Origin of the sequence: Dactylosporangium cerinum (assembly GCF_042653625.1) — a bacterium.
In the GTDB taxonomy this organism is placed as follows: Bacteria; Actinomycetota; Actinomycetes; order Mycobacteriales; family Micromonosporaceae; genus Dactylosporangium; species Dactylosporangium cerinum.
Genome location: NZ_JBHSIU010000105.1, coordinates 101,571 through 124,725, shown reverse-complemented (window position 1 = coordinate 124,725; position 23,155 = coordinate 101,571). Strand labels below are relative to the sequence as shown.

Annotated in this window: 16 protein-coding genes; 10 read left to right on the top strand and 6 right to left on the bottom strand. The window is 71.0% G+C overall.

Annotated elements, in window-relative coordinates:
* Positions 1–25: 25 nt before the first annotated feature.
* Genes ACFPIJ_RS53080 through ACFPIJ_RS53070 form a run of 3 tightly spaced genes read right to left on the bottom strand, consistent with a single transcriptional unit; the run spans position 26 to position 1,959 of the window.
* Positions 26–793, bottom strand: coding sequence for a FadR/GntR family transcriptional regulator (locus tag ACFPIJ_RS53080; protein ID WP_380127173.1), 768 nt, complete (start codon positions 791–793; stop codon positions 26–28).
* A complete protein-coding gene (locus ACFPIJ_RS53075; RefSeq protein WP_380127171.1) occupies positions 790–1,494 on the bottom strand; it encodes a carbon-nitrogen hydrolase family protein in 705 nt (234 codons plus the stop codon). Before ACFPIJ_RS53075 ends, ACFPIJ_RS53080 begins: the two co-directional genes overlap by 4 nt.
* Positions 1,495–1,503: 9 nt before the next feature.
* Positions 1,504–1,959, bottom strand: coding sequence for a MarR family winged helix-turn-helix transcriptional regulator (locus ACFPIJ_RS53070; RefSeq protein WP_380127170.1), 456 nt, complete (start codon positions 1,957–1,959; stop codon positions 1,504–1,506).
* A 115-nt stretch (positions 1,960–2,074) separates the two neighbouring features.
* Between ACFPIJ_RS53070 and ACFPIJ_RS53065 the strand changes: the two genes are divergently transcribed.
* Positions 2,075–3,151, top strand: a complete 1,077-nt coding sequence (locus ACFPIJ_RS53065) for an alkene reductase (RefSeq protein WP_380127169.1) — start codon at positions 2,075–2,077, stop codon at positions 3,149–3,151.
* Positions 3,152–3,346: 195 nt separating this feature from the next.
* Entirely contained in the window at positions 3,347–4,537 is a 1,191-nt protein-coding gene (locus ACFPIJ_RS53060; protein WP_380127168.1) for a hypothetical protein, read from the top strand.
* Positions 4,538–4,551: 14 nt separating this feature from the next.
* Here the strand turns inward: ACFPIJ_RS53060 and ACFPIJ_RS53055 are convergent, their stop codons facing one another.
* Positions 4,552–5,769 (bottom strand): outer membrane protein assembly factor BamB family protein, encoded by a 1,218-nt coding sequence (locus tag ACFPIJ_RS53055; protein WP_380127167.1) that lies wholly within the window; start codon positions 5,767–5,769, stop codon positions 4,552–4,554.
* Positions 5,770–5,983: 214 nt separating this feature from the next.
* Between ACFPIJ_RS53055 and ACFPIJ_RS53050 the strand changes: the two genes are divergently transcribed.
* Positions 5,984–8,194: a choice-of-anchor J domain-containing protein gene (locus ACFPIJ_RS53050; protein WP_380127166.1), complete on the top strand. Its 2,211-nt coding sequence runs from the start codon at positions 5,984–5,986 to the stop codon at positions 8,192–8,194.
* A gap of 63 nt (positions 8,195–8,257) precedes the next feature.
* Here ACFPIJ_RS53050 and ACFPIJ_RS53045 read toward each other — a convergent pair whose 3' ends face one another.
* On the bottom strand, positions 8,258–10,018 hold the full coding sequence (locus tag ACFPIJ_RS53045; RefSeq protein ID WP_380127165.1) for a galactose-binding domain-containing protein: 1,761 nt from the start codon (positions 10,016–10,018) through the stop codon (positions 8,258–8,260).
* 239 nt (positions 10,019–10,257) lie between these two features.
* On the opposite strand from ACFPIJ_RS53045, the gene ACFPIJ_RS53040 reads away from it, so the two are divergent.
* From ACFPIJ_RS53040 to ACFPIJ_RS53010, 7 genes are all read left to right on the top strand, one after another.
* On the top strand, positions 10,258–11,748 hold the full coding sequence (locus ACFPIJ_RS53040; protein ID WP_380127164.1) for an MFS transporter: 1,491 nt from the start codon (positions 10,258–10,260) through the stop codon (positions 11,746–11,748).
* Between the two features lie 87 nt (positions 11,749–11,835).
* Positions 11,836–13,119 (top strand): cytochrome P450, encoded by a 1,284-nt coding sequence (locus tag ACFPIJ_RS53035; protein WP_380127163.1) that lies wholly within the window; start codon positions 11,836–11,838, stop codon positions 13,117–13,119.
* Between the two features lie 215 nt (positions 13,120–13,334).
* Positions 13,335–17,180: a PA14 domain-containing protein gene (locus ACFPIJ_RS53030; protein ID WP_380127162.1), complete on the top strand. Its 3,846-nt coding sequence runs from the start codon at positions 13,335–13,337 to the stop codon at positions 17,178–17,180.
* The gene (locus tag ACFPIJ_RS53025; RefSeq protein ID WP_380127161.1) at positions 17,177–19,300 is read left to right on the top strand and encodes a glycosyltransferase; all 2,124 of its coding nucleotides are present in this window, start codon (positions 17,177–17,179) and stop codon (positions 19,298–19,300) included. Before ACFPIJ_RS53030 ends, ACFPIJ_RS53025 begins: the two co-directional genes overlap by 4 nt.
* Entirely contained in the window at positions 19,297–20,817 is a 1,521-nt protein-coding gene (locus ACFPIJ_RS53020) for an ArnT family glycosyltransferase (protein ID WP_380127159.1), read from the top strand. The genes ACFPIJ_RS53025 and ACFPIJ_RS53020 overlap by 4 nt, the downstream gene beginning before the upstream one ends.
* Positions 20,814–21,230, top strand: coding sequence for a GtrA family protein (locus ACFPIJ_RS53015; protein WP_380127157.1), 417 nt, complete (start codon positions 20,814–20,816; stop codon positions 21,228–21,230). Before ACFPIJ_RS53020 ends, ACFPIJ_RS53015 begins: the two co-directional genes overlap by 4 nt.
* 61 nt (positions 21,231–21,291) lie before the next feature.
* Positions 21,292–21,732, top strand: coding sequence for a universal stress protein (locus ACFPIJ_RS53010; RefSeq protein WP_380127156.1), 441 nt, complete (start codon positions 21,292–21,294; stop codon positions 21,730–21,732).
* Positions 21,733–21,963: 231 nt separating this feature from the next.
* Here the strand turns inward: ACFPIJ_RS53010 and ACFPIJ_RS53005 are convergent, their stop codons facing one another.
* Positions 21,964–23,145, bottom strand: a complete 1,182-nt coding sequence (locus tag ACFPIJ_RS53005; RefSeq protein ID WP_380127154.1) for a metallophosphoesterase — start codon at positions 23,143–23,145, stop codon at positions 21,964–21,966.
* Between the last annotated feature and the right edge of the window lie 10 nt (positions 23,146–23,155).

Genomic DNA, 23,155 nt, shown 5'->3' with positions numbered 1-23,155 from the left:
CGGTACGGAGTCAGTGGCCAAGTGGTCAAGCCAATCTTTGCCCGTCCGCCACAGTCGTTGGTTCCTCCGCCACGGTCATCGGCTCCTCCGTCGCGGTCTCAGGTTTCTCCGTCACGGTCATTGGTTTCTCCGCCACGGCGGCGATCCGCTCCAGGTGCGCGGCCATGGCGGCGCGCGCGGCGTCGGGGTCGCGGCGCTCGACGGCGGCGACGATCGCCTCGTGATCCGCGGCGGTCCGGCGCTGGACGCCCGGCCGGGTCGCGGTGATCGACCGGCTGGAGCGGCCCAGCGTGGACAGCGACTCGAGCATCGCGGCGAGCAGCGCGTTGCCGGCCGCCTCGGCGATGAGCCGGTGCAGCAGCAGGTCCGCCTCGAGCTGGTCGGCGCCGGCGATCGCGGCCCGCATCGCGGCCGCCTGCGCGGCGGTGGCCCGCCGGGCGGCGAGGGCGGCCAGGGCCGGCTCCAGCAGCAGCCGGGCCTCGAACAGCTCCCCGATCGTGCGCTCGTTGAGCGCCATCACGAACTGCATCGGCTCCAGCAGCGTCGCGGTGTCCAGCGCCGCGACGAACGTGCCGGCGCCGTGCCGGCTCTCCAGGATGTTGCGGCCGACCAGGGACCGGATCGTCTCGCGCAGCGTCGGGCGGCTGATGCCGAGCAGCTCGCACAGCTCCCGCTCGGCCGGCAGCCGCTGCCCCGGCGCGAGCCGGCCGTCGACGATCATCTCCTGGATGCTGCGGGCCGCGTCCCCCGCCGCCGAGGTGCGCCGCACCCTGGCAAAACCGGGGTCCGTCATGGGCGCAGCGCGGCCGTGACGAACTGGCCCGGCTCCACACCGGCCCGCGCGAGCACGGCGCCGTCGGGCCCCCAGATCGCCGAGTGCCCGGCGCAATGGTCGTAACCGTCCCCGGTCGACCCGGCGAAGCTGGAGAACGCCACGAACACGGCGTGCTCGAGGGCGATCCGCTGCCCGCGCGCGTCCTGCTCGTCCCTTTCGTGGTCGAACAGGCACATGGCCGCGACGTAGGCGTCCACGCCCAGCGCCACGGTGGCGGTCTGGTGCGCGGGGATGCTGGTGTCCTTGCAGGCGGCCAGGCCGAGCCGCCACCCGTCGACCTCGACGACCGCCGGTCCGGTCGCGGCGGGCCGGAACCGGATCACCTCCGACCCGCCCAGGTACAGCTTGCGGTACGCCACGTCCACCCGGCCCGTGTGCCCGTCGACGGCCAGGGTCGCGATGTTGGGCCCGTCGACCGGCGCGCCGACGAGGGCCAGGGTGCCGGTCTCCCGGCATGCGTCGATGAGCGGCGCCAGACCCGGGTGGTCCGTGGGCACGAGGTCGGCGTCCAGCTCATACCCGGTCAGCGACAGCTCGGGGAACACCACCACCCGCGCCCCGGCGCCGCGGACCATCAGGGCGTGTGCCGCGGCGTTGGCGGCCACGTCGTGCGCGACGGCCACCGGCTGCGCGACGGCGATGGTGAGGGTCTCCCGCATCCGTGGATCCTACGTGCCGGGCAGGTTGGCCTCGAGGCACTGCAGTGCGCGCAGGGTGGCGCGCTGCTCGGCGGCGCTGAGCCCGCTGACCGTGTCCGCCTCCAGCCGCGACCACAGCCGCTCGATCCGCTCGCGCAGCACCAGGCTCGCCGGGGTCGGCTCGACCAGGGTGGCCCGGCCGTCGGCCGGGTCGGCGACCCGGCGCACGTAACCGGCCCGCTCGAGGCGCTGCACGCTGCGGGTCATGCTGGCCGAGTCGGTGTCGAACTGGGTGGCGAGCTCGCTCTGCCGCTGCGGCCCGCAGTCCCACAGCATCATCAGGATCAGCTCCTGCCCGGGGTGCAGACCGACCTCACGCAGCAGTTGCCGGGCGTGGGCCTTGTGCGCCTTGGCCAGCCGCACGATGGCATGGCTGATCGGCCCGCAGACCGCGGCCGCGGGCAGGGTCCGGGGTTCGGCGGCCATGACACCAGGTTACCTGTTCGAGTCATGTGGCACCCGTCACCTCGTATCGGTGGAATGAACCACGTCCTGAGGCCATTTACCTGTGCGGAACAGCTAACCGAAGGAGATGGCCGCAATGAGCACAGCGTTCGAACCGGTCCGGATCGGCCGGCACACCGCACGCAACCGGGTCGTGATGGCGCCGATGACGCGCAACCGGGCCTACGGGCCGGGTGGCAGCCCGACCGAGCTGATGGCGACCTACTACGCGCAGCGCGCCGACGCCGGTCTCATCGTCACCGAGGGCACCCAGCCGTCGCCGATCGGGCAGGGCTATCTCAACACGCCCGGCCTGCACGCGCCCGAGCAGATCGCGGCCTGGAAGGTGGTCACCGACGCGGTCCACGCCCGGGGCGGCCTCATCTTCGCCCAGCTCATGCACACCGGCCGGATCGGCCACCCGAGCCTCAACCAGCTGTCGGCGACCCCGGTCGGCGCATCCGCGGTCCGCGCCGACGGTCGCGTCCTCACCGCCACCGGCCCCGCCGACTTCGTCACCCCGGAGCCCCTCGACGACAAGGGGATCCAGCGGACCGTCGAGGACTTCGCCGACGCCGCCCGCAACGCCGTCGAGGCCGGCTTCGACGGCGTGGAGCTGCACGGCGCCAACGGCTACCTGCTGCACCAGTTCCTGGCCACCGGCAGCAACCGCCGCGACGACGAGTGGGGCGGTGGCCCCGAGGGCCGGATCCGGTTCCCGGTCGCCGTGGTCGAGGCGGTCGCGGCCGCGATCGGCGCCGACCGGGTCGGCCTGCGGATCTCGCCGTCCAACCCGTACAACGACATCAGCGAGGACGACCACCGCGAGACCTACACGGCGCTACTGGCCGCCATCGACCCGCTGGGCCTGGCCTACCTGCACGTCGCGGAGGGTCCCGACGTCGAGTTCACCCCGCAGCTGCGGCAGCGGTGGAGCGGCACGCTGATCCTCAACCCGTTCACGCCCGGCGCGTACACCGGCCCGGACGCGCTGCGGCACGTCGAGAGCGGCGCGAGCGACCTGGTGTCCTTCGGCGCGCTCTTCCTGGCCAACCCGGACCTGCCCGAGCGGCTGCGGGCCGGCGCGGGTCTCAACGCCCCCGACTACAGCAAGGCCTACGGCGGCGACCACGCCGGCTACACGGACTACCCGGCACTAGGGCCTGCTTCATAAGGGATGGCCGGGCTGCGGCGGGTCCAGACGCCGCCTGGCCGCACGCCGGTCACATCCGGATACAACCCCGGTATCCGGACGCGCCCGGCGCACACCCAGCCGACGCCTGGACCTCGCCTCGCACCGACCCCCCTTATGAAGCAGGCCCTGAGCTGAGACCTTGACGTCCATCGATATCGATGATTGGCTGCGGGGGTGTCGATCCGTCGGTTCCTCACCCTCGCGGCCGGCGGCCTGACGCTGCTGGCCGCCGCCCCCGCGCACGCCACCCCGGGCCTGCCGGAGGCGCGGGCGGACAACGCCTGGTCGGCGTCGCTCGCCCCCACCGGCGACGACGACGTCAACGTCACCTGGTCCGGCAGTGCGCTGCGGCTCACCGACCCGGCCACGGCGCCGGGTGGGCAGCGGGCGCCGGTCGCGCAGGGACTGCTGCTGACCGCGCCGCACGTCCTGGCCACCCCGGCCGGCAGAGTCACCGCTCAGGTCACCGCGCAGGTCGCCGGCTCGCCGGCCGGGGTCGAGGTCGAGGTCCGCGGCCTGGCCGGCGAGCGGTGGACCGAATGGCAGACGGCGGGCGAGGTCCTGCCGGAGCCGGTCGGCACCGTGCAGGTGCGGGTGCTGCTGACCGGCGCCGCGACCGTCACCTCGGTCCGGTTGACCGCCTCGGCGGCGCCCGGCACGCCGTCGCTCGCCGCGGTCGGGTCCGTCTACCGGATCTACGCGACCCGCGAAGGGCTCGTCGGCGGCACCACCGCCAACGGCCACGTGATCACGAACCGCGACCACTTCGTGGCGCTGCCGTCCCGCCGTGGCCTGGCGCCGAAGAACACCGGCGACTACACCGTGCGGGTCTGCACGACCAGCGGCGCGCGCTGCGAGTTCGCCCCGGTCTGGGACGTCGGGCCGTGGAACACCACGGACGACTACTGGAACCCGTCGGCGACCAGGCAGTCGTGGAAGGACCTCCCGCAGGGCCGGCCGGAGGCGCAGGCGGCGTACCAGAACGGGTACAACGGCGGCAAGGACCAGTTCGGGCGGACCGTGGCCAACCCGGCCGGGATCGACCTCGCCGACGGCGTCTTCTGGGACGGCCTGCAGCTCACCACGAACTCCTGGGTCGACGTCGCCTACCTGTGGACCGCCGGCGGCCCGCGGGGCGTCGTCGGCAGCGGCCCGCTGAACATCCGCGCCGGTGCCGCGTCGACGTTCGCGAGCAAGGGGTACGCCGCCACCTACGCCCAGGTCCCGATCGAGTGCTGGGTGACCGGCCAGTCGATCGCCGGGCCGTACGGCACGACCACCCGCTGGGACCGGGTCGGCGCCGGGCAGTACATCAGCCACGCCTACATCGCCTCGACGTCCGGCGGCGCCGCGCCCGCCTGCTGACGGTGGCTGGGGCGTCAGCCGGCCCGCCGCCACAGGCGGGTCCGGCCGTCCGCGTCGACGCAGACCAGGCCCAGCCCGGTCGGCCGCGGCCCGCCGGCCAGGCAACGGACCTGGGCGCCGGGCAGCGTGCCGAGCACGTCGAGGCGGCCCAGGGTCAGGTCGACGACGCCGGCGGTGCCGCCCCGCTGCACGACCGGGGCGACCGAGCCGTCCACGCCAGGCAACAGCCGCCAGCCCGGCAGCGGCCGTTCCTGCCCGTCGCTCCACCGCACGATCCGCGGGCCGGCGTCGATCGCGTAGCCCGCCCCGGAGATCGGCTGCCGCAGTGCGCGGGCCGTCCACCGGATCCGGCCGGTCGCCGGATCGAGCGCGGCCGTCGTGCCGCCGTCCGTGGCGGGAGTGGTCACGCACAGCCACGGGCCGCACGCCGCCGTGGTCCCGTCCAGCGGGACGCTCCACGCCGGCCTCGGCGCTGCGTGCGGCAGCCCGGTGAGCCGTCCCGGCCGTCCGGGGTCGGGCTGGTCGGCCGCGATCACGCTGCCGCCCGCGGCGAGCAGCAACGAGGTCTCCGTGACGGTCCCGCCGCCGATGCGTCCGCCGCCGTTCATGGTGTACGTGTCCAGGGTGCCCGCCTCGTCGACCGCGGCGAACCAGTCCCGGCCGGCCACGACCAGCCGCCCGGCCGGGAACCGCACCGTCCACCGCGGCCGGCCGTCCGCCGGGTCGACCGCCGCGAGGCGCTGCACCCGGCGGCGGGCGCCACAGTCCGGGCCCTCGGCGAGCAGCAGGTCACCGGCGGCGGTCACCGCGTGCACCGCACCGCGCGCCGTCCACAGCGGAGCACCGGTGGCCGGGTCGAGGCGGTCCACGGACGGCGCGTGCTGCGGGTCGCACGGCTGGTGGGTGACCAGCACCGCATCGGCGACCACCAGGAGATCCGGGTCCGGGCCGGCCAGGGGGCGGCGCCAGCGTTCGGTGCCGTCGGACCAGGCGTACGCGGTCACGTTCCAGGCGAGGGTGCCGTTGCCGCGCAGCACGTAGAACGCGTCGCCGGCGCCGGCCAGCCGCATCGTGCCCGGCGGGAGCTGGACCACGGGCGCCAGCGGCGCGGGCGGGCGCAGCTCGAGGACGGCCGGCACGACGGCAGCCAGGACGAGCGGCACCGCCCACCACGGCACCCGCCGCCGCCCGGCGGCGCGCGGCCGCACCGGCGCGGCGTCCAGGTCGATCACGGGTCCACGGTATGCGCAACCGCTGCCGACGGAATCAGTACATTGACGGCACCCGATGCAAGCGATCCCTCGTCTACACCCTCGCACTTCGATGCGAACCTCGCCGATGGATCCCCCGGCGATAGTGTGCGTTGTCAATATCATCACGGGCGGTCTGCCCGTTTCCGGTCCCGGTCACCCCGTCCGGTGCGGCAGACCGACTTGAGGAGGCTTCATGGTGCGAAAACGCCTGGTCACGACCGCGGTCGTCGTCCTCGCCGTGCCGGTGCTCGTCGCGCTGCCGGGTTCCCCGGCATCGGCGGCCCCGGTCAAGGCGCCTGCGGCGTCCAGTGCGAGCACGGCGTCCGACACACGGCACCTGACCCGCACGCAGTTCACGTTGGACGGCAAGCTGGTCGACCCGTCGAAGATGGCCAAGCCGGCGCAGCGGCGGGCACTCGCCGCGGGGGAGACCCCGGCCGTCGGCACGGTCCGTCAGTGGCTGGGTTCGGACGACTACCAGGGCCGGCTGTACCGCAAGGACTACGTCCTGCGCGGGGTCGGCGAGCACATCGAGGTCTGGGTCGCGGTCGACACCTCGTTCCCGGCGGGCGACTGCCGTAACGCGGTGCCGAACACGACCACGGTCACCGACGCTCAGGTGGCGAACTTCATCCACGAGTTCGACACCAACATGTACCCGAAGGAGACCGCCGCCTTCAGCACCCCGCCGGACCGGGACGGCAGCAACGCGCTGCTCGGCCCGGACGCCTCCGGCAACGGCGGCGTGTACACCGGCGGCGGCGAGAAGACGGTGACGCTGGTCGACAACGTCCGGGACGACAACTACTACACGTTCCCGGCCGCGACGACCTACATCGCCGGCTTCTTCTCCACGCAGTTCAACGAGCTGTTCGACCGCAACGTCATGACGATCGACGCGTACGACTGGGAGCACCGCACCGGTGCCAACCCCGTCGACGCGCCGTCCAGTGACGTGTGCGTCAGCCGCCCGGCCAGGCCGACCCTCTACGAGGGCACGTTCGCGCACGAGTGGCAGCACCTGCTGCTGTCCTACGTCGACCCGAACGAGACGACCTGGATGAACGAGGGTCTGTCCGACTTCGCGCAGACGCTCACCGGCTACGTCGACGGCACGAAGACGGTCTACGACAAGGGTGGCGACAGCCACCTGTACTGCTTCCAGGGTTACGGCCCGGTGCAGACACCCTTCAACCCCAACCCGCGTGACTGCGGTGGCTCCCAGAACTCGCTCAACCTCTGGGGTGAGGGCGGCAGCGGCGCCGGTGTGCTCGCCGACTACGGCAACGCATACCAGCTGATGTTGTACCTCTACGACCACTACGGCCAGGACATCATCGAGAAGCTGCACCGCGACGCCGGTCTGCAGGGTCTCGCCAGCCTCGACGCCGCGGTGAAGGCCGAGGGCGCCAAGGACGTGTACACGGTGCTGCACGACTACCAGTCGTCGGTGCTGCTGGACAAGCTCCTTGACGACTCGCGGTTCAGCATCGTGCTCGGTGCGGACAAGAAGAAGGTCACGTCGAAGAGCGTCCGCTCCTCGGTCAACCTCGCGAACACGCAGAGCTACAGCGTGCCCGGAGCGGCGCCCAACGGTGCCGACTACGTGCTGCTGCAGAAGAACGGCACGGCCATCAAGGGCAAGGACCTGCGGTCCTTGAAGTTCACGGGCGCCGCCCAGCTGCCGGCTCTGCCGCTGGCTTGGACGCTGGTGAACAACGACCCCGACCGGCCGGGCAACTCGGTGCTGTTCTCGGGCAACGCCAACAACACCGACGCCACCGCGGTCCTCCCGGTGACGGTCCCGGCCACCAACGCGACGCTGTCCTTCCAGGCGAAGTACGGCGCCGAGCTCGGCTACGACTACGGCTACGTCGTGGTCTCCACCGACGGTGGCACGACCTACACCGCGATCCCCGGTGACCGGACCGTCGACGCGCCGCTCGGGCCCGGCCTGAACGGCACGACGACCGGCTTCGAGGCGCACAGCTACGACCTGTCCGCGTACGCGGGCAAGTCGATCCTGCTGGGCTTCCGCTACGTCAGCGACGGCGGTGTCAACGAGGGCGGTCTGCTCCTCGACGACATCACCCTCGGCGGCACGCTGCTGAGCGACGGGTCCAGCCTGGCCCCGTTCGACTCGCCGACGGAGATCAAGCCGGTCGCGGTCAAGAACTGGCACGTCAAGCTCGTCGGCATCGACGAGGCGAACCACCTCGCCTGGCAGTTCGAGTTCACCGGGAAGAACACCGTCTCGCTGAACTGGATCCAGCTGGCGCTGCTGTCGCTGTTCCCGAAGGTCGTGGCGGTCGTCGCCTACGACGAGCCGACGGAGCAGGTCCAGCAGTACGCGCCGTACACCCTCACGGTGAACGGCGTCCTCCAGCCGGGCGGCAGTTCCTGACGCTGCGCGACATGTGACGGGCACCCCTGGAGTTCCAGGGGTGCCCGTTCATGTGCGGGGTGTTTACCAGCCCACGGCCACCAGCAGCCACTGCGGGTTGCCGTGCGAGATGAACGACGACTGGCCGGCGTAGTCGTCGTACGGGAACCCGTACGACAGCTTGTCGATGGCGTGGTCGTGCCAGAACTTCGCGTAGTAGTTCGCCGGCGCGGCCTGGTAGTACAGGCTCGGCGTCGACCACTGCGACTGCGGCAGCTGCCGCACGTGCCGGTTGAGCGCCGCGCAGTTCGCCGGGTCGTTGGCGAGGACCCCGGCGCAGCCGAAGACGTCCGACGTCGGGGCGTTGATGCCGTACTGCGAGGCGTAGGCGGTGAAGTAGTTCGCGTTGACGCCGCCGGTGCGGAACGTCGGGTCGCTGCCCGGCGCGATGATCCGGTACGGCGCCTGCGACTGGGCCAGGACGTCGAACTGGGCCGGGACCTCGTCGATGAACCGCTGGAACGTCGTCGCCCGGCTCTCGGCGAACGTCGCCTGGTCCTCGCCGACCTGCACGTCGTAGCCGTCGCGGGCGTGCAGCCGCATCGCCAGCTTCAGGCCGAAGGCGTCGACGCGGGTCGTGTTGCCGTTGAAGACCGCCGGCCCGACGGTGAACTCGATGAAGTCGTAGTACTGGCTGTTCGGGCTGCCCAGGTAGAAGTACATGCGGCCGGCGGAGTTGGCGGGCATGTCCAGGTAGGGCTGCTCGGCGATGCTGTGCGTCTGCCCGTTGAAGCTCCAGTACACCTGGCTGTCCGGGTACTGGCCGTTGGTGCGGTTCAGCACCTTGACCATGACGACGTTGCTCGGGTTCGGGATCGTGGACGTGTCGCCCCAGAACGACCCGGGCGGCTGCGAGCTCGGCGGCTGTGAGGTCGGCGGCTGCGACGTCGGCCCGCCGGTCGTGCGCACCTGGAACTCCCACAGCGAGTAGCCGTAGGCGGTGGCCCGCACGGTGCCGTTCATCCGCACGTACCGGGCGCTGCCCGACACGGTGAGGGTCTGGATGCCGCCGGTGCCGGTCGTGGTGGAGTAGGCCGTCGTCCACGTCGTGCCGTTGGTGGACAGCTGGATGGTGAACGACCGGGCGTAGGCGGCCTCCCAGTTGAGCACCACCTGGCAGACCGTCGCCGTCGCGCCGAGGTCGACCTGGATCCACTGCGGGTCGCTGAACGCGCTGGACCAGCGGGTGCCGGTGTTGCCGTCGGTCGCGAGGGCCGCGCCGGACGCGGCGTTCTCCGTCGACGACGCGGTCGTGGGGCGGCCCTGGGCGGCGTTCGCGGTCCCGCAGCCGGTCCCGCCGATCGTGCCGAACACCTGGAACTCCCACAGCGAGTAGCCGTAGGCGGTGCCCCGGGCGGTGCCGTTCATCCGCACGTACCGGGCGCTGCCGGACACCGCGAGGGTCTGGATGCCGCCGGCGCCGGTGGTGGTCGAGTAGGCGGTCGTCCAGGTGGTGCCGTCGGTGGACAGCTGGATGGTGAACGACCGGGCGTAGGCGGCCTCCCAGTTGAGCACCACCTGGTCGACGGCGGCGGTGGCGCCGAGATCGACCTGGATCCACTGGGGATCGCTGAACGCGCTGGACCAGCGGGTGCCGGTGTTGCCGTCGGTGGCCAGGGCGGCGCCCGATGCGGCGTTCTCGGTCGAGGAGGCCGTGGTCGGGCGGCCCTGGGACAGCAGCGGGCCGGCGGCGCTGGCCTCGGAGGTGATGGTGATGGCGGCGTACCCGGCGATCAGGGTCGCCACGAGCAGGCCGGCGAGGCGCCGGCCCTTCATTCTGTGCATGGTCTCTCCCTGGGTGGAGGGCATGGTTGACCCGGTTGGGGGCATGGTTGACCGCCGCCGCACCACGTCGATGCACCGGGAGGGCGGATGGCCGGTGCTGGCGGGCGTCGGTCGCAAAGCGGGAAGAGAGCGCTCTCTCGACACTTAGGGTGGTCGATCCGTGCGGGGGCGTCAAGAGTGGCGTTTTGAGGTTCGCCGATGGGGGCACGGGGCTGGGAGGGAATCCTGGGAGGTGCACCTTGTCCGACACGCAGTCTGCCCCGGCGCCGACCGGCGGCATCATCCGCAGTCTGATCCCCGCCCGGATCGACCGGCTGACCTGGGCCCCGTTCCACACCAGGATGGTGTTGGCACTGGGCACGGCCTGGGTCCTCGACGGCCTGGAGATCACCATCGCGAGCGCCGTGGGCGCGGTGCTCAACAGGCAGGAGACGCTCGGTCTCAGCAGCACCCAGGTCGGCGCCATCGCCACCGTGTACCTGCTGGGCGAGGTGTTCGGCGCGCTGCTCTTCGGCCGCCTGTCCGACGCCCTCGGCCGCAAGAACCTGTTCGTCGTCACCCTCGGCGTCTACCTCGCGGGCAACGCCCTGACCGCGCTGACCTGGGGCAACAGCACGCTCAGCCTGGTGTTCCTCTACCTGACGAGATTCATCGCCGGCGCCGGCATCGGCGGCGAGTACGCGGCGATCAACTCGGCGATCGACGAGATGATGCCGGCCAGATACCGCGGCCGCGTCGACATCGGCGTCAACGGCACCTACTGGGGCGGCGCCATCATCGGCACCCTCGGCACGTACATCCTGCTCAACCACATCTCGCTGAACATCAGCTGGCGGCTGGGCTTCCTGATCGGCCCGATCATCGGCCTGGCCATCTGGAACCTCCGCAAACACCTGCCGGAGAGTCCACGCTGGCTGGTCATGCACGGCCGCGAGCAGGAGGCCGAGGAGAGCATCGCCTCGATCGAACGCGACGTCGAGCGCTCCGGGCAGACCCTCGCCCCACTGGATGAGAGCAAGGCCATCGAGATCCGGACGTCCGCGTCGCACGGGTACCTGTCGCTGATCAAGGTCCTGTTCCGGCAGCTGCCGTCCCGGTCCGCGCTGTCGGCGACCCTGATGATCACGCAGTCGTTCCTGTACAACGCGATCTTCTTCACCTACACCCTGGTCCTGGCGAAGTTCTACGACGTCGACGCGGAGAAGACCCCGATCTACCTGATCGCCTTCGCCCTCGGCAACCTCGCCGGCCCACTGCTGCTCGGGCACCTCTTCGACTCGATCGGCCGGCGCAAGATGATCACCGGCACGTACGTGCTGTCGGGCGTGCTCCTGGCGATCTCGGCGTGGATGTTCAACGCGGGGATGCTCAACGCGTTCACCCAGACCCTCGCCTGGTGCGTCATCTTCTTCTTCGCCTCGGCCGGCGCGAGCTCGGCGTACCTGACGGTCAGCGAGATCTTCCCCCTGGAGATCCGGGCCCAGGCGATCGCGGTGTTCTTCGCCATCGCCCAGTGCTTCGGCGCCATCGGCCCGATCTTCTACGGCTGGCTGATCGGCGAGGGCGAGGACCCCGGCAAGCTGTTCATCGGCTATCTCATCGGTGCCGCGGTGATGATCATCGGCGGCGTCGTCGAATGGTTCCTCGGCGTCGACGCCGAGGGCAAGTCCCTCGAGGACGTAGCAGTCCCCCTCTCGGCGGTGACCACCCGTCCCCGCGCGACCGGCTGATCGTCGTTGACCTTGGACAATCTGACTGGTCATAGGCAGTCAGATTGTCCAAGGTCAACTCCGGAGCCCGTGGTACCGTCTAGTACCATGACCGGGACGGTGCTGCGGTGGGCCACGAAGCACGGGTTCGCGCGGATGGGGATCAACGCGGCGGCCCGCAAGGGGGACGTCCAGGCGCGGTACTTCGTCGATCCCGAGGTGCGCGAGGACCCGTACCCCTTCTATGACCGGATCCGCGAGCAGGGTCCGCTCGTCCGCGGCAGCCTGATGTGGGCCACGGCCCGGCATGACGTCGCGTCCGCGGTGCTGCGCAGCGAGGCGTTCGGCGTCGGGTTCAGTGACCGGCGGCTGCCCACGCCCGTCGCGCTGCTGTGGCGGCTCAGCCGGCGCACCGCGCCGATCGGCCCGGTCGACCCGCCGTCGATGCTGGTGACCGACCCGCCGGATCACACCCGCTACCGGCGCCTGGTCTCGAAGGTCTTCACGGCCAGGGCGATCGAGGCGTTGCGGCCCAAGATCGAGCAGACCGCCGAGGAACTGCTGCACGACCTGGGGCCGCGGTTCGACCTGGTGGAGCGCTACGCGTCGCTGCTGCCCGTCACCGTCATCGCCGACATCCTCGGCGTCCCCCTCGACATGCGGCGGCAGTTCCTGGACTGGGGCACCGCGGCCGCGCCGACCCTTGACCTGGGCCTGTCCTACCGGCAGTACCGGCGGACGGAGATCGGCATCCGGCGGAGCAACGCCTGGATGCGCGGTCACTTCGAGCGGCTCCGGAGGGCGCCCGGCGACGATCTGCTCAGCCAGCTGGTGCACCTGGAGGGGGAGCAGCTCACCGACGACGAGCTCCTCGCCACCGCCGGCCTGCTGCTCGCCGCGGGCTTCGAGACGACCGTCAATCTCCTCGGCACGGGTGCCGCGCTGCTCATGGCGCACCCGGATCAGCTCGAGGCCCTGAAGGCGGATCCGGGGCTGTGGCGCGGCGCCGTGGAGGAGATGCTGCGCTACGACTCGCCGGTGCAGAACACGGCCAGGGTCTGCCAGCGGCCCGTCGAGATCGCCGGCACCAGGCTGCAGCCCGGGCACGTGGTCGTGCCCATGCTCGGCGGCGCGAACCGCGACCCCGCGGTGTTCGCCGACCCGGACCGCTTCGACGTCACCCGGTCCAACGCCCGGGACCACCTGTCGTTCTCCGGTGGCGTGCACTACTGCCTCGGCGCCGCGCTGGCCCGCCTCGAAGGTGAGGTGGGCCTGAAGGCGCTGTTCGATCGGCACCCGGACCTCGCCATTGACGGCCCCCCGCGCCGCCGGCGCACCCGGGTGCTGCGCGGCTACGCCTCGCTACCGGTGGTGGCGTCAATAACTGTCTAGCCTCCGGCATGTTTCCGGAAGAACAACTGCGCCGCATTTCTGTGCGAGCGCGACATGAACGGCGGCGGCGAAACAATGCCGACGCAATTTCGTCACCGTTCATTCGATGAATTGCTATTGCCGCATCACACGGCGACCCGAGGATTCACGCCGAGGGACGACTGTGGGGTGGGAAGTTGCGCAAGTGCCTGGCTTTTGTCGCATTGCTGACACTGGTGGCGTCACTGGTCGGTCCGGTGCCGCCGGCTGGTGCTGCGACCCCACCCGGATTCACCACGCAACTGGTCCTCGGGTCGGGACTCGACGGTCCTTCGGGATTCGAGATCGCCCCCGACGGGCGCATCTTCATCCTGGAGCGCACCGGCAAAATCAAGATCTTCAAGGACGGCCATCTGCTCCCCGAACCCTTCGCTGACCTGCCCTCGGAGGCGTCGGGGGACCGGGGGCTCATCGGTGTCGCGTTCGACCCGGGATTCGGCGTCGCCAACCACTACGTCTACTTCTATTACACCGGGCACGACCTGCTGAATCACCTCGTGCGTTTCGACGCGTCCGGTGACATCGGCACCGACGGGCCGTACACCATATTTCAGACACAATCGCCGTCGCAGTTGCTGCACGTCGGTGGAAGCATCAGGTTCGGCCCGGACGGAAAGCTCTACTTCGCCGTGGGCGACAACGGCTATCCACCGAACGCACAGGATCTGACCAACCCACACGGCAAGATCCTGCGAATCAACCCGGACGGTTCCATTCCACCCGACAATCCATTCGCCGGGCAGCCCGGAAAACTCGGTGCGATCTGGGCATACGGCTTCCGTAACCCGTGGCGGTTCCAGTTCGACAGCGCCACCGGGCGGCTCTACGGCGGTGACGTCGGCGACTACACCTGGGAAGAGCTCAACCTCATCGTCAAGGGCGGCAACTACGGCTGGCCGGTCAACGAGGGCCGCTGCACGGCGACGTGCACCGGGTACGTGGAACCGCTGCACGCCTACAACCACGACGGCGGCAGCGGCGCGGTGACCGCCGGCCCGATCTATCACGGCAGCCAGTTCCCCGCCGAGTACCAGGGCAGCATGTTCTTCGGCGACTACTCGCGCGGCTTCATCAAGCAGGCGCTGCTCGACGACGCCGGCCAGATCACCCAGGTCAAGGACTTCGACCCGGACGCCGGCAGCGTGGTGGACCTGAAGGTCGGGCCCGACGGCTCGCTGTACTACATCACGTACTTCCCGGGCCAGCTGTACAAGGTCTCCTACAGCCTCGCCGGCAGCGCGCCGGTCGTGCGTGCCACCGCGGACTCCACCGGCGGGCAGCAGCCGCTGACCGTGCACTTCAGCAGCGCCGGCACCAGCGACCCGGACGGCGACGACCTCACGTATCACTGGGACCTCGGCGACGGCACCAGCAGCACCGCGCCGAACCCGACGAAGACCTACGCCACGATCGGCGTCCGCACGGTGACGCTCACCGTCTCCGACGGGCAGAACACCGTCGCGTCCAAGCCGATCGTCGTGCAGGTCGGCGCGCCGCCCACGGTCCAGGTCGCCGCGCCCGTCGACGGCGCCCGGTACAACTCCGGCGACACGATCACCTACAACGCGTTCGGCACCGAGGCCGCCGGCTACGACGTCAGCGACGGCGACATCAAGACCGAGGTGTTCCTGCACCACAACACCCACGTCCACCCGTTCCTGGGGCCGCTGACCGGCCGGGTCGGCACGTTCACGATCCCGGTGACCGGCGAGGCGTCCGCGGACACCTGGTTCGAGATCGCCGTGACCGTCACCGACCGCAACGGGCTCAGCAGCCGAAAATCGGTGTTCATCTACCCGCGGACGTCGCTGATGACGTTGCGCACCAACCCGCCGGGGCTCGGGCTGACCCTCGACGGGGTGCCGATCGCCACCCCGGACACCGTCCACGGCGTCGTCGGGTTCAAGCGGGAGATCGCCGCGCCGCCCTCCGCCCAGGGCACGGACGGCACGATGTACCACTTCACCGGCTGGTCCGACGGCGGCGCGATCCGCCACTTCATCACCACGCCGCCCACAGAAGAAGCGCAGCCGGCGACGTGGACGGCGAACTACGCGCCGTCGGCGCCGTTCCTGGGGGAGTACTTCAACAACCAGGACCTGTCCGGCGCGCCCGCGCTCACCCGGCAGGACCCGAAGGTCGACTTCATCTGGTCGGTCGAGCCACCGGGCCCCGGGGTGCAGGCCGACCACTTCTCCGCCCGCTGGTCCAAGACGGAGTTCTTCGCCGCCGGCCGGTACCGCTTCACGATCGCCTCCGACGACGGCGCCCGCCTGTACCTCGACGACCAGCTCGTCATCGACCAGTGGCACGACCAGGGCCCGACGGCCTACGACTACGTCGTCGACTTCGCTGCCGGGCAGCACCGGGTGCGGATGGAGTTCTACGACAACGTCGTGGACGCCAGCGCGAAGCTGTCCTGGGAGACCACTCCGGACCAGCCCCGCGACGTGTTCACCGCGGAGTACTGGAACACCCCGGGCGCCGGCACCGCACCGACGATCCCGGCGACCCGGCCGCAGCTCAGCCGGGACGAGCCGGCCGTCGACCACGACTGGGGCCTCGGCTCGCCCGACCCATTGATCGACGCAGACCACTTCGTTGCGCGGTGGACCCGGTCGGTGACGCTGACCGCCGGCTACTACGACTTCACCACCACGTCCGACGACGGGGTCCGGCTCTGGGTCGACGGGCAGAAGGTCATCGACCATTGGGCCGACCAGGGCGTCACGTCCTACCCCGCCCGGCTGGCGCTCGGCGGCGGCGCGCACACCATCGTCATGGAGTACTACGAGAACGCGGCCGGCGCCCTGGCCAGGCTCGCCTGGAACCGAGCCGGGGACCTGCCGCCCGCGCCGCCGTGGCAGGCGAGCTACTGGAACACGCCCGGCGCCGGCTCCCAGCCGTCGATCCCGGTCAGGGCGCCCGATTTCCAGCGCACCGAAACGGCGATCGAGCACCCGTACGGGGACGGCGGCCCGGGCAACGGGATCGGCGTCGATCACTTCGTCGCCGTCTACACCCGCACCGACGTGCTGCCGTCCGGGCTCTACCGGTTCAGCGGCGCCAGCGACGACGGCATCCGGGTGTACGTCGACGGCCAGCTGATCCTCGACAAGTGGCGGGAGCAGAACGAGGAGTTCACCGCCGACAAGCTGATCGCCGACGGCGGAGCGCACACGATCCGCGTCGAGTACTACGAGAACGCCGCCGGCGCCCGGCTGCAGTTCGGCTACCGCCGGGTCGGCGACGTCACCTCACCGCCCGGCTGGGACGGTGTCTACTACCTCGGCACGAACCTCGCCGGCGCCCCGGCGATGCTGCGCCAGGACCCCGCCGTCGACTTCGACTGGGGCCTCGGCTCGCCCGGCCCCGGCCTGCCGGCCGACGGGTACTCGGCCCGGTGGACCCGCACCGACAACCTCGCCGCCGGCGTCTACACGTTCAAGCTGCTCGCCGACGACGGCGCCCGGCTCTACGTCGACGGTGTGCTCGTCCTGGACGAATGGCGCGACCAGCCGCCGACGATGTTCGTGGTCCAGCGCAACCTCGCCGAGGGTGCCCACGTCATCGTCGTCGAGTACTACGAGAAGGCCGCCGGGGCCATCGCCCGGCTCAGCTACGACAAGACCGCCGACCCGCCGCCACCCACCCCGTGGACGGCGTCCTTCTACACCAACACAACCGCCACCGGAACACCCGTGCTCACCCGGCAGGACCTGGCCGTCGACCACGACTGGGGCCTGGAGGCCCCGGCCGAGGGCCTGCCCGCCGACGGGTTCTCCGCCCGCTGGACCAGGACCGACCACCTGGCCGCCGGCACGTACCGCATCACCGCCACCAGTGACGACGGCATCCGCGTCTCGATCGACGGAGCCGTGGTGATCGACGGATGGTCCGACCACCCGCCGACCACGTACACGTTCGAAACCGCCCTGGCTGAAGGCGATCACACCTTCACCGTCGAGTACTTCGACAGCGGCGGCGGCGCACTGGCGCGCTGTTCGGTCATCCGGTTGTGAACCTGTTGAAGGAGAAGCACGTGACCCCCACGGCCACGATCGTCATTCCCTGCCGACATGAGGAAGACAACGTAGGTCCATTGATCGAGCGGTTGGCGGCGGTACTGCACGGCGTCGAGCTGTTGTTCGTCGACGACAGCGACAACGAGCACACCGTCGACGCGATCGCCCTCGCGGCGGCCCGGCTCGAGCGCGACGACCTGCGGGTGCGGGTGTTCCACCGCACCGGCGGGCAGCGGGTCGGCGGGCTGGCCGGCGCGGTCGTCGACGGGTTCCGGCGGGCCCGGGCGCTGAAGGCCCTGGTCATGGACGCGGACCTGCAGCACCCGCCGGAGCTGGTCCCGGCGATGCTGGCCGCGCTGGACGAGGTTGACCTGGTGATGGCGAGCCGCTATTGCGAGGGCGGCTCCAGCGGCGGCCTCGACGGCCCGGTGCGCCGCGTCGTCTCGACCGGCTCCACGCTCCTCGCGCGGCTCGCTTTTCCGTTCGCGCTGCGCGGCGTGACGGACCCCATGACCGGATTTTTCGGGGTTCGTCTCGATAAAATGGACACCGACAAGCTGCGGTCACGGGGCTTCAAGATCCTGCTGGAGATCTTGGCCCGGTACCCCCGACTCCGCCGGACCGAACTGCCGCTGGACTTCGGGCAGCGGCACGCCGGCGCCAGCAAGGGCGACCTGCGGCAAGGGATGCTCTACCTGCGCCAGCTGCCGTGGCTGCGCCTGGTCACCTGGTTCGGCACCCCGGCGCTGCGCTGGGCCGCGCTGCTCGGCGTCATCGGCGCCGCCACCGTCGCGCTTGCCGTCTCACCACTGTCCGGCGCCGCCGTCCTGGCGTTGCTGGTGACCCTCGTCGCGTCGTACAACACCGTCGTCGGCGCCCTCGAGGTCCGGTGGCGGCTGTACGGCTGGCGCACCCCCGAAGCCGTCGAACAGATGCGGTGGCCGGCCGCGGTGCCCGACGAGATCAAGGAACGCTTCTCGATCATCGTGCCGGCGCTCAACGAGGAGTACGTCATCGCCGGCACCCTGCGCCACCTGCTCCAGCAGGACCACGACGACTACGAGATCCTCGTGTCGCTGTGCGACGGCGACGACGCGACGATCGCCGAGGTCCAGCGGGTCCAGGCCAACTACGACCCGCACGGGCGGGTCCGCACGGTCGTGCGCGCGTACTCCAGATCCAACAAGCCGCGGCAGCTCAACGCCGCGCTGGAGGTCGCGACCGGCACCGTGATCGGGGTCGTCGACGCCGAGGACGACGTCGCGCCGCAGCTGCTGACCCGGGTCAACACGCTGTTCGGCTGCACCGACGCCGACGTCGTGCAGGGCGGGGTGCAGCTGATGACGCTCGGCACCAGGGTCCGCGACTGGTTCAAGGTCCACAACGTGATGGAGTACTTCTTCTGGTTCACCAGCCGCATGTTCTACCAGGTGCGGACCGGGTTCGTGCCGCTCGGCGGCAACACCGTGTTCATCCGCCGGCCGATGCTGGAACAGGCCGGCGGCTGGCCCGACAACCTCACCGAGGACTGCGCGCTCGGCGTGCTGCTGTGCACCCGGTACAACGCCCGCGTGGTGGCCGCCTACGAACCGGAGCTCGCCACCCGCGAGGAGGTGCCGCAGACCATCGGCAGCCGCCGGTCCGGGTCACTGTTCTGGCAGCGGGTCCGCTGGAACCAGGGCTTCCTCAGCATCCTGCTCGAGGGCCGCTGGGCGACGCTGCCCACCCTGCGCCAGCGGGCGCTCGCCGGCTACATCCTGGCGACCCCGTTCCTGCAGGCGTTCTCCGCGCTGCTGCTGCCGCTGTCGATCGTCACGATCTTCTGGCTCAAGGTGCCCGTGTTCGTGGCGATGCTCATGTACGCCCCGTTCGTGCCGATCATCATCACCCTGGCGACGCAGATCGTCGGGCTGCGCGAGTTCGCGCGCGCCTACCGGCAGAAGGTCCTCTGGCGGCACTACGCGTTCCTGCTGCTCGGCGCGCCCGTCTACCAGTGGGTGCTCATGGGCGCCGCGTTCTGGGCCGTGTGGCAGCACGTGGACGGCAACACCACCTGGCACAAGACCGCCCACGGCGGCCACCACCGTCCGCTGGCTCTGGAAGGTACCCCCGCATGACCGCGGTCCTGGAAATCGAGCGCAGCCCGGTCCGCGCGCCCGTCGCCTCGCCGGTGCGGGAGTCGCGCTGGCGGCACCACCGCAAGTCGCTCTACGTGCTCACCCCGCTGCTGGTCCTCGCCGGGTTCGTCAACGGCTGGAACCTGCACGGCTGGCCCGGCCGCATCAACGACGACGAGGGCACCTACGTCAACCAGGCGTGGGCGATGCTCGACCACGGCGGCCTGTCCCACTACACCTACTGGTACGACCACCCGTTCCTCGGCTGGGCCATCATCGCCGGCTACGCGGGCGTCACCGACGGCTTCGACCGGGCACCCAGCGCGGTCATGGTCGGCCGGGAGGTCATGCTCATCTCCGCGCTGGTCAGCTGCGCCCTGCTGTTCCTGCTGGCCCGGCGGCTGCGGTTCAACCGCGCCTGGTCCGGCGTCGCCGTGTTCGTCTTCGCGGTCAGCCCCCTCGCGGTCTTCTTCCACCGCATGGTGTTCCTGGACAACCTCGCCACCATGTTCATCCTCGCCGCGTTCGCCGCCGCCGCCTCACCGCGGCGCAGCGTCGGCGCGGCCCTGTGGAGCGCGATCTGGTTCGCCTCGGCCGCGCTGTGCAAGGAGACCATCGTCATCCTGCTGCCGGCCCTGGTCTGGCTGCTCGTCCAGCACACCTCCCGGCGCACCCGCGTCTGGAACCTCGGCGTGTTCTTCGTGTCGTTCGGGGTGCTGGTCGCCTCCTACCCGGTCTTCGCCCTGCTGAAGAACGAGCTGCTGCCCGGCGAGGGGCACGTGAGCCTCAGCTGGGCGCTGTGGTGGCAGGTCTTCGGCCGCTCCGGCAGCGGCAGCCTCCTGGACCCGTCCTCCGGCACGTTCAGCCTGGCCAAGTCGTGGACCGACCTCGACCCGTGGCTGCTGCTGCCCGGGGTCGCCCTGATCCCGGTCGGGCTCGCGGTCCGCCGGTTCCGGCCGATCGGCCTCGCGCTGCTCATCCAGGTCGTGATGATGTGCCGGGGCGGCTACATGCCGTTCGCCTACGTCATCGCCCTGCTGCCCTTCGCCGCGCTGCTCATCGCGGGCGCCGGCGACGTCGTCTGGTCGCGCCTGCCCCGCCTTCGTCTGTCGTTCTCATTGGTGGCGGGGGTACTGGCGGCGCTGCTCGTCCTGCCCGGCTGGGTCACCACCCTGCGCGACCAGGCCTCGTTCGACGGCAGCGCGAACTCGCGGGCGGCGACCCGCTGGGTCATCGACAACGTGGGCCGCGACGCGGTCGTCGTCACCGACGACTACATCTGGATGGACCTGAAGCTCGCCGGGTTCACGAAACCGGTCTGGCTGTGGAAGGTCGACACCGACCCAGCCGTCATGGCCGACATCCTGCCCGCCGGCGCGGCCAGCATCGACTACATCGTCATGGCGGACCAGGCCGTCAGCACCCTCGCCGACCTGCCCACCCTTCACCAGGGGGTCGTCGAGTCGACCGAGGTGGTCCGCTTCGGGGAGGTCATCATCCGGAAGGTGCACGCGTGAAGGCCCTGCTGCGCATGGCCGGGTTCGGCGCCGTCGGTGCCTCCGGGGTCCTGCCCAACCTCGCCGTCATGTGGCTGCTCGTCGACCACTGGCACCTGCACTACCTGCCGGCGGCCGTGGTCGCGACCGAGGTCGCCATCTGCTGGAACTTCGTCCTCGTCGACCTGGTGGTGTTCCGCAGCCGGCGGGGCCGGCACTGGGCCGGGCGCTTCGGCCGGTTCGTGGTCCTCAACAACCTCGACCTGGCCGTCCGGCTCCCCCTGCTGGCGGTGCTGGTCTCCTGGGCCGGCGTCAACGAGCTGGTCGCCAACCTGGTGACCCTGGTGCTCGCCTTCGGCCTGCGGTTCGGCATCACCGACCGGTTCATCTACCGGCCGGCTGCCATCCCTTCGCCGGTTGCCGAGTCTGTCTGAGACGCTTTTGTGCCGCGGCCCCCGGATGCGGATCCGCCGGGGGCTGCGGCATGCTGTTGCCGTGGTCTTCGAACTGGGCACGGACGGCCCGAAGGTCATCGTCGTGGGCGTCGACGGCTCCGACACGTCGCTGCGGGCCGGTGCGTATGCCGCCGGCCTGGCCCGCCGGCAGGGTGCCCGGCTCGTCGTGGTCTACGTCGCCGGTGTGCCCACCGCCAGCGTCTTCGCCCCCGGGGCGTACGCCGCGGTCGAGCAGGCCATCACCGAGGCCACCGAGGACATGCGGCGGCAGGTCGAGGCGGGCTCGGTGCACGCCGGGATCCGCGCCGAGTTCGTCGCGGTCCGCGGCGACCCCTACTCCGAGATCGTGCGGGTCGCGACGGAGCTGCGGGCCGACGCGGTCGTCGTCGGCGCCTCCTCCCGGCTCGGCCACCGGTTCGTCGGTTCGCTCGCGGTCCGCCTGGTGAAGTCCGGCAAGTGGCCCGTCACCGTTGTGCCCTGACGCGCCACCTCATCGGCCGTCATGATAGGAGTGGTCCTGTCGAGCTGCGGGAACTACGTTGCGTGTTGGGCCGGGCGGGGGATTTGGTCGGGTGGGTTACGGTTGCTGGGAAAGCGGAATGCAGCCGCCGGCCGGGTGCGCAGTCAGGCTTGGCACGGGGTCAGCTCGCTCGGCGCAGGGTCAGCTCGGTGATCTCGCTCGAGGCGAAGGGCGATCTCGCGCGGGGCGCGGTCAGGCCCGGCGCAGGGTCAGCTCGGTGATCTCGCTCGGGGCGAAGATGCGGAACGGCGGGCCCCAGAAGCCGGTGCCACGGCTCGTGTAGAGCTGCGTGCGCGCCCCGTGCCGGGTCAGGCCCTGCACCACCGGCTGGTCGAGCCGCACCAGGTAGTGGAACGGCCACATCTGACCGCCGTGGGTGTGGCCCGACAGCTGCAGGTCGATGCCGTGCTCGACGGCGTCGACGATCTGCTTCGGCTGGTGGGCCAGCAGCAGCACCGGCAGGTCCGGGTCGGCGCCGGCGAGGGCGGTGGCGTGGTCGGCGCGGTGGCCCTGCAGGCCGGTGCCGGCGGCGGTGCGGTCGTCGACGCCGGCCACGACGAGACGGTCGCCGCCGCGCTCCACGACCAGGTGCCGGTTGTGCAGCGCCTCCCAGCCGAGCTCGCCCATCCGCTGCAGCCAGCCCTCGGCCTCGCCGTAGTACTCGTGGTTGCCCGTCACGTACACCCGGGCGTGGCGGGCCTTGACGTCGCCGAGCGGGGCGGCCTGCGCGGTGCGCTGCTCGACGGTGCCGTCGGCGATGTCGCCGGTGTGCGCGACGATGTCGGCGTCCAGGCCGTTGACGACCTCGGTGACGCCCTTGGACCAGCGGACCCGGTCGATCGGGCCGTAGTGGGTGTCGGTGAGCAGGACGACCTTCAGCCCGTCCAGGCCGGCGCCGAGCCGCGGGATGGCGACCTCCACGCGCCGGACCCGGGGCACCCGCATCGCCTCGACGTAGCCCCACAGCAGCAGCCCGACCGCGACGACCCCGGTGAACCCGGCCACCACCCGGGAGCGCAGCGGGTCGCCGACCCCGCCGGCGAGCAGGGCGAGGCGCAGCAGGTCACCGACGACCGCCCAGACGAACAGCTGCCACACCACGCCGAGGGTCGTGTCGGCGATCCGCGACGCCCAGTCGAGGTGCCGGCGGCCGTGGCCGAGCATCATCAGCACCGGGAACCCGACCAGCCCCACGGCGAAGACCACGGTGCCGGTGACGCGGACGCCCAGCGGCCACGCGTTGCCCGACTGCACCAGTGACCACCACGGCACGCCGAACAGCAGTGTCAGGACGGAGACGAGGGTCAGCGCGAAGATCAGGGGGCGCAGCAGCGACCGGCGCCGCGCGACAGGGACCGCTTCAGTGGTAGCCACGCTTCAGCAT

Coding starts and splice junctions, on each gene's coding strand:
- ACFPIJ_RS53080 (WP_380127173.1), bottom strand. CDS start 793: ATGACGGACCCCGGTTTTGCCAGGGTGCGGCGCACCTCGGCGGCGGGG.
- ACFPIJ_RS53075 (WP_380127171.1), bottom strand. CDS start 1,494: ATGCGGGAGACCCTCACCATCGCCGTCGCGCAGCCGGTGGCCGTCGCG.
- ACFPIJ_RS53070 (WP_380127170.1), bottom strand. CDS start 1,959: ATGGCCGCCGAACCCCGGACCCTGCCCGCGGCCGCGGTCTGCGGGCCG.
- ACFPIJ_RS53065 (WP_380127169.1), top strand. CDS start 2,075: ATGAGCACAGCGTTCGAACCGGTCCGGATCGGCCGGCACACCGCACGC.
- ACFPIJ_RS53050 (WP_380127166.1), top strand. CDS start 5,984: ATGGTGCGAAAACGCCTGGTCACGACCGCGGTCGTCGTCCTCGCCGTG.
- ACFPIJ_RS53045 (WP_380127165.1), bottom strand. CDS start 10,018: ATGCACAGAATGAAGGGCCGGCGCCTCGCCGGCCTGCTCGTGGCGACC.
- ACFPIJ_RS53035 (WP_380127163.1), top strand. CDS start 11,836: ATGACCGGGACGGTGCTGCGGTGGGCCACGAAGCACGGGTTCGCGCGG.
- ACFPIJ_RS53020 (WP_380127159.1), top strand. CDS start 19,297: ATGACCGCGGTCCTGGAAATCGAGCGCAGCCCGGTCCGCGCGCCCGTC.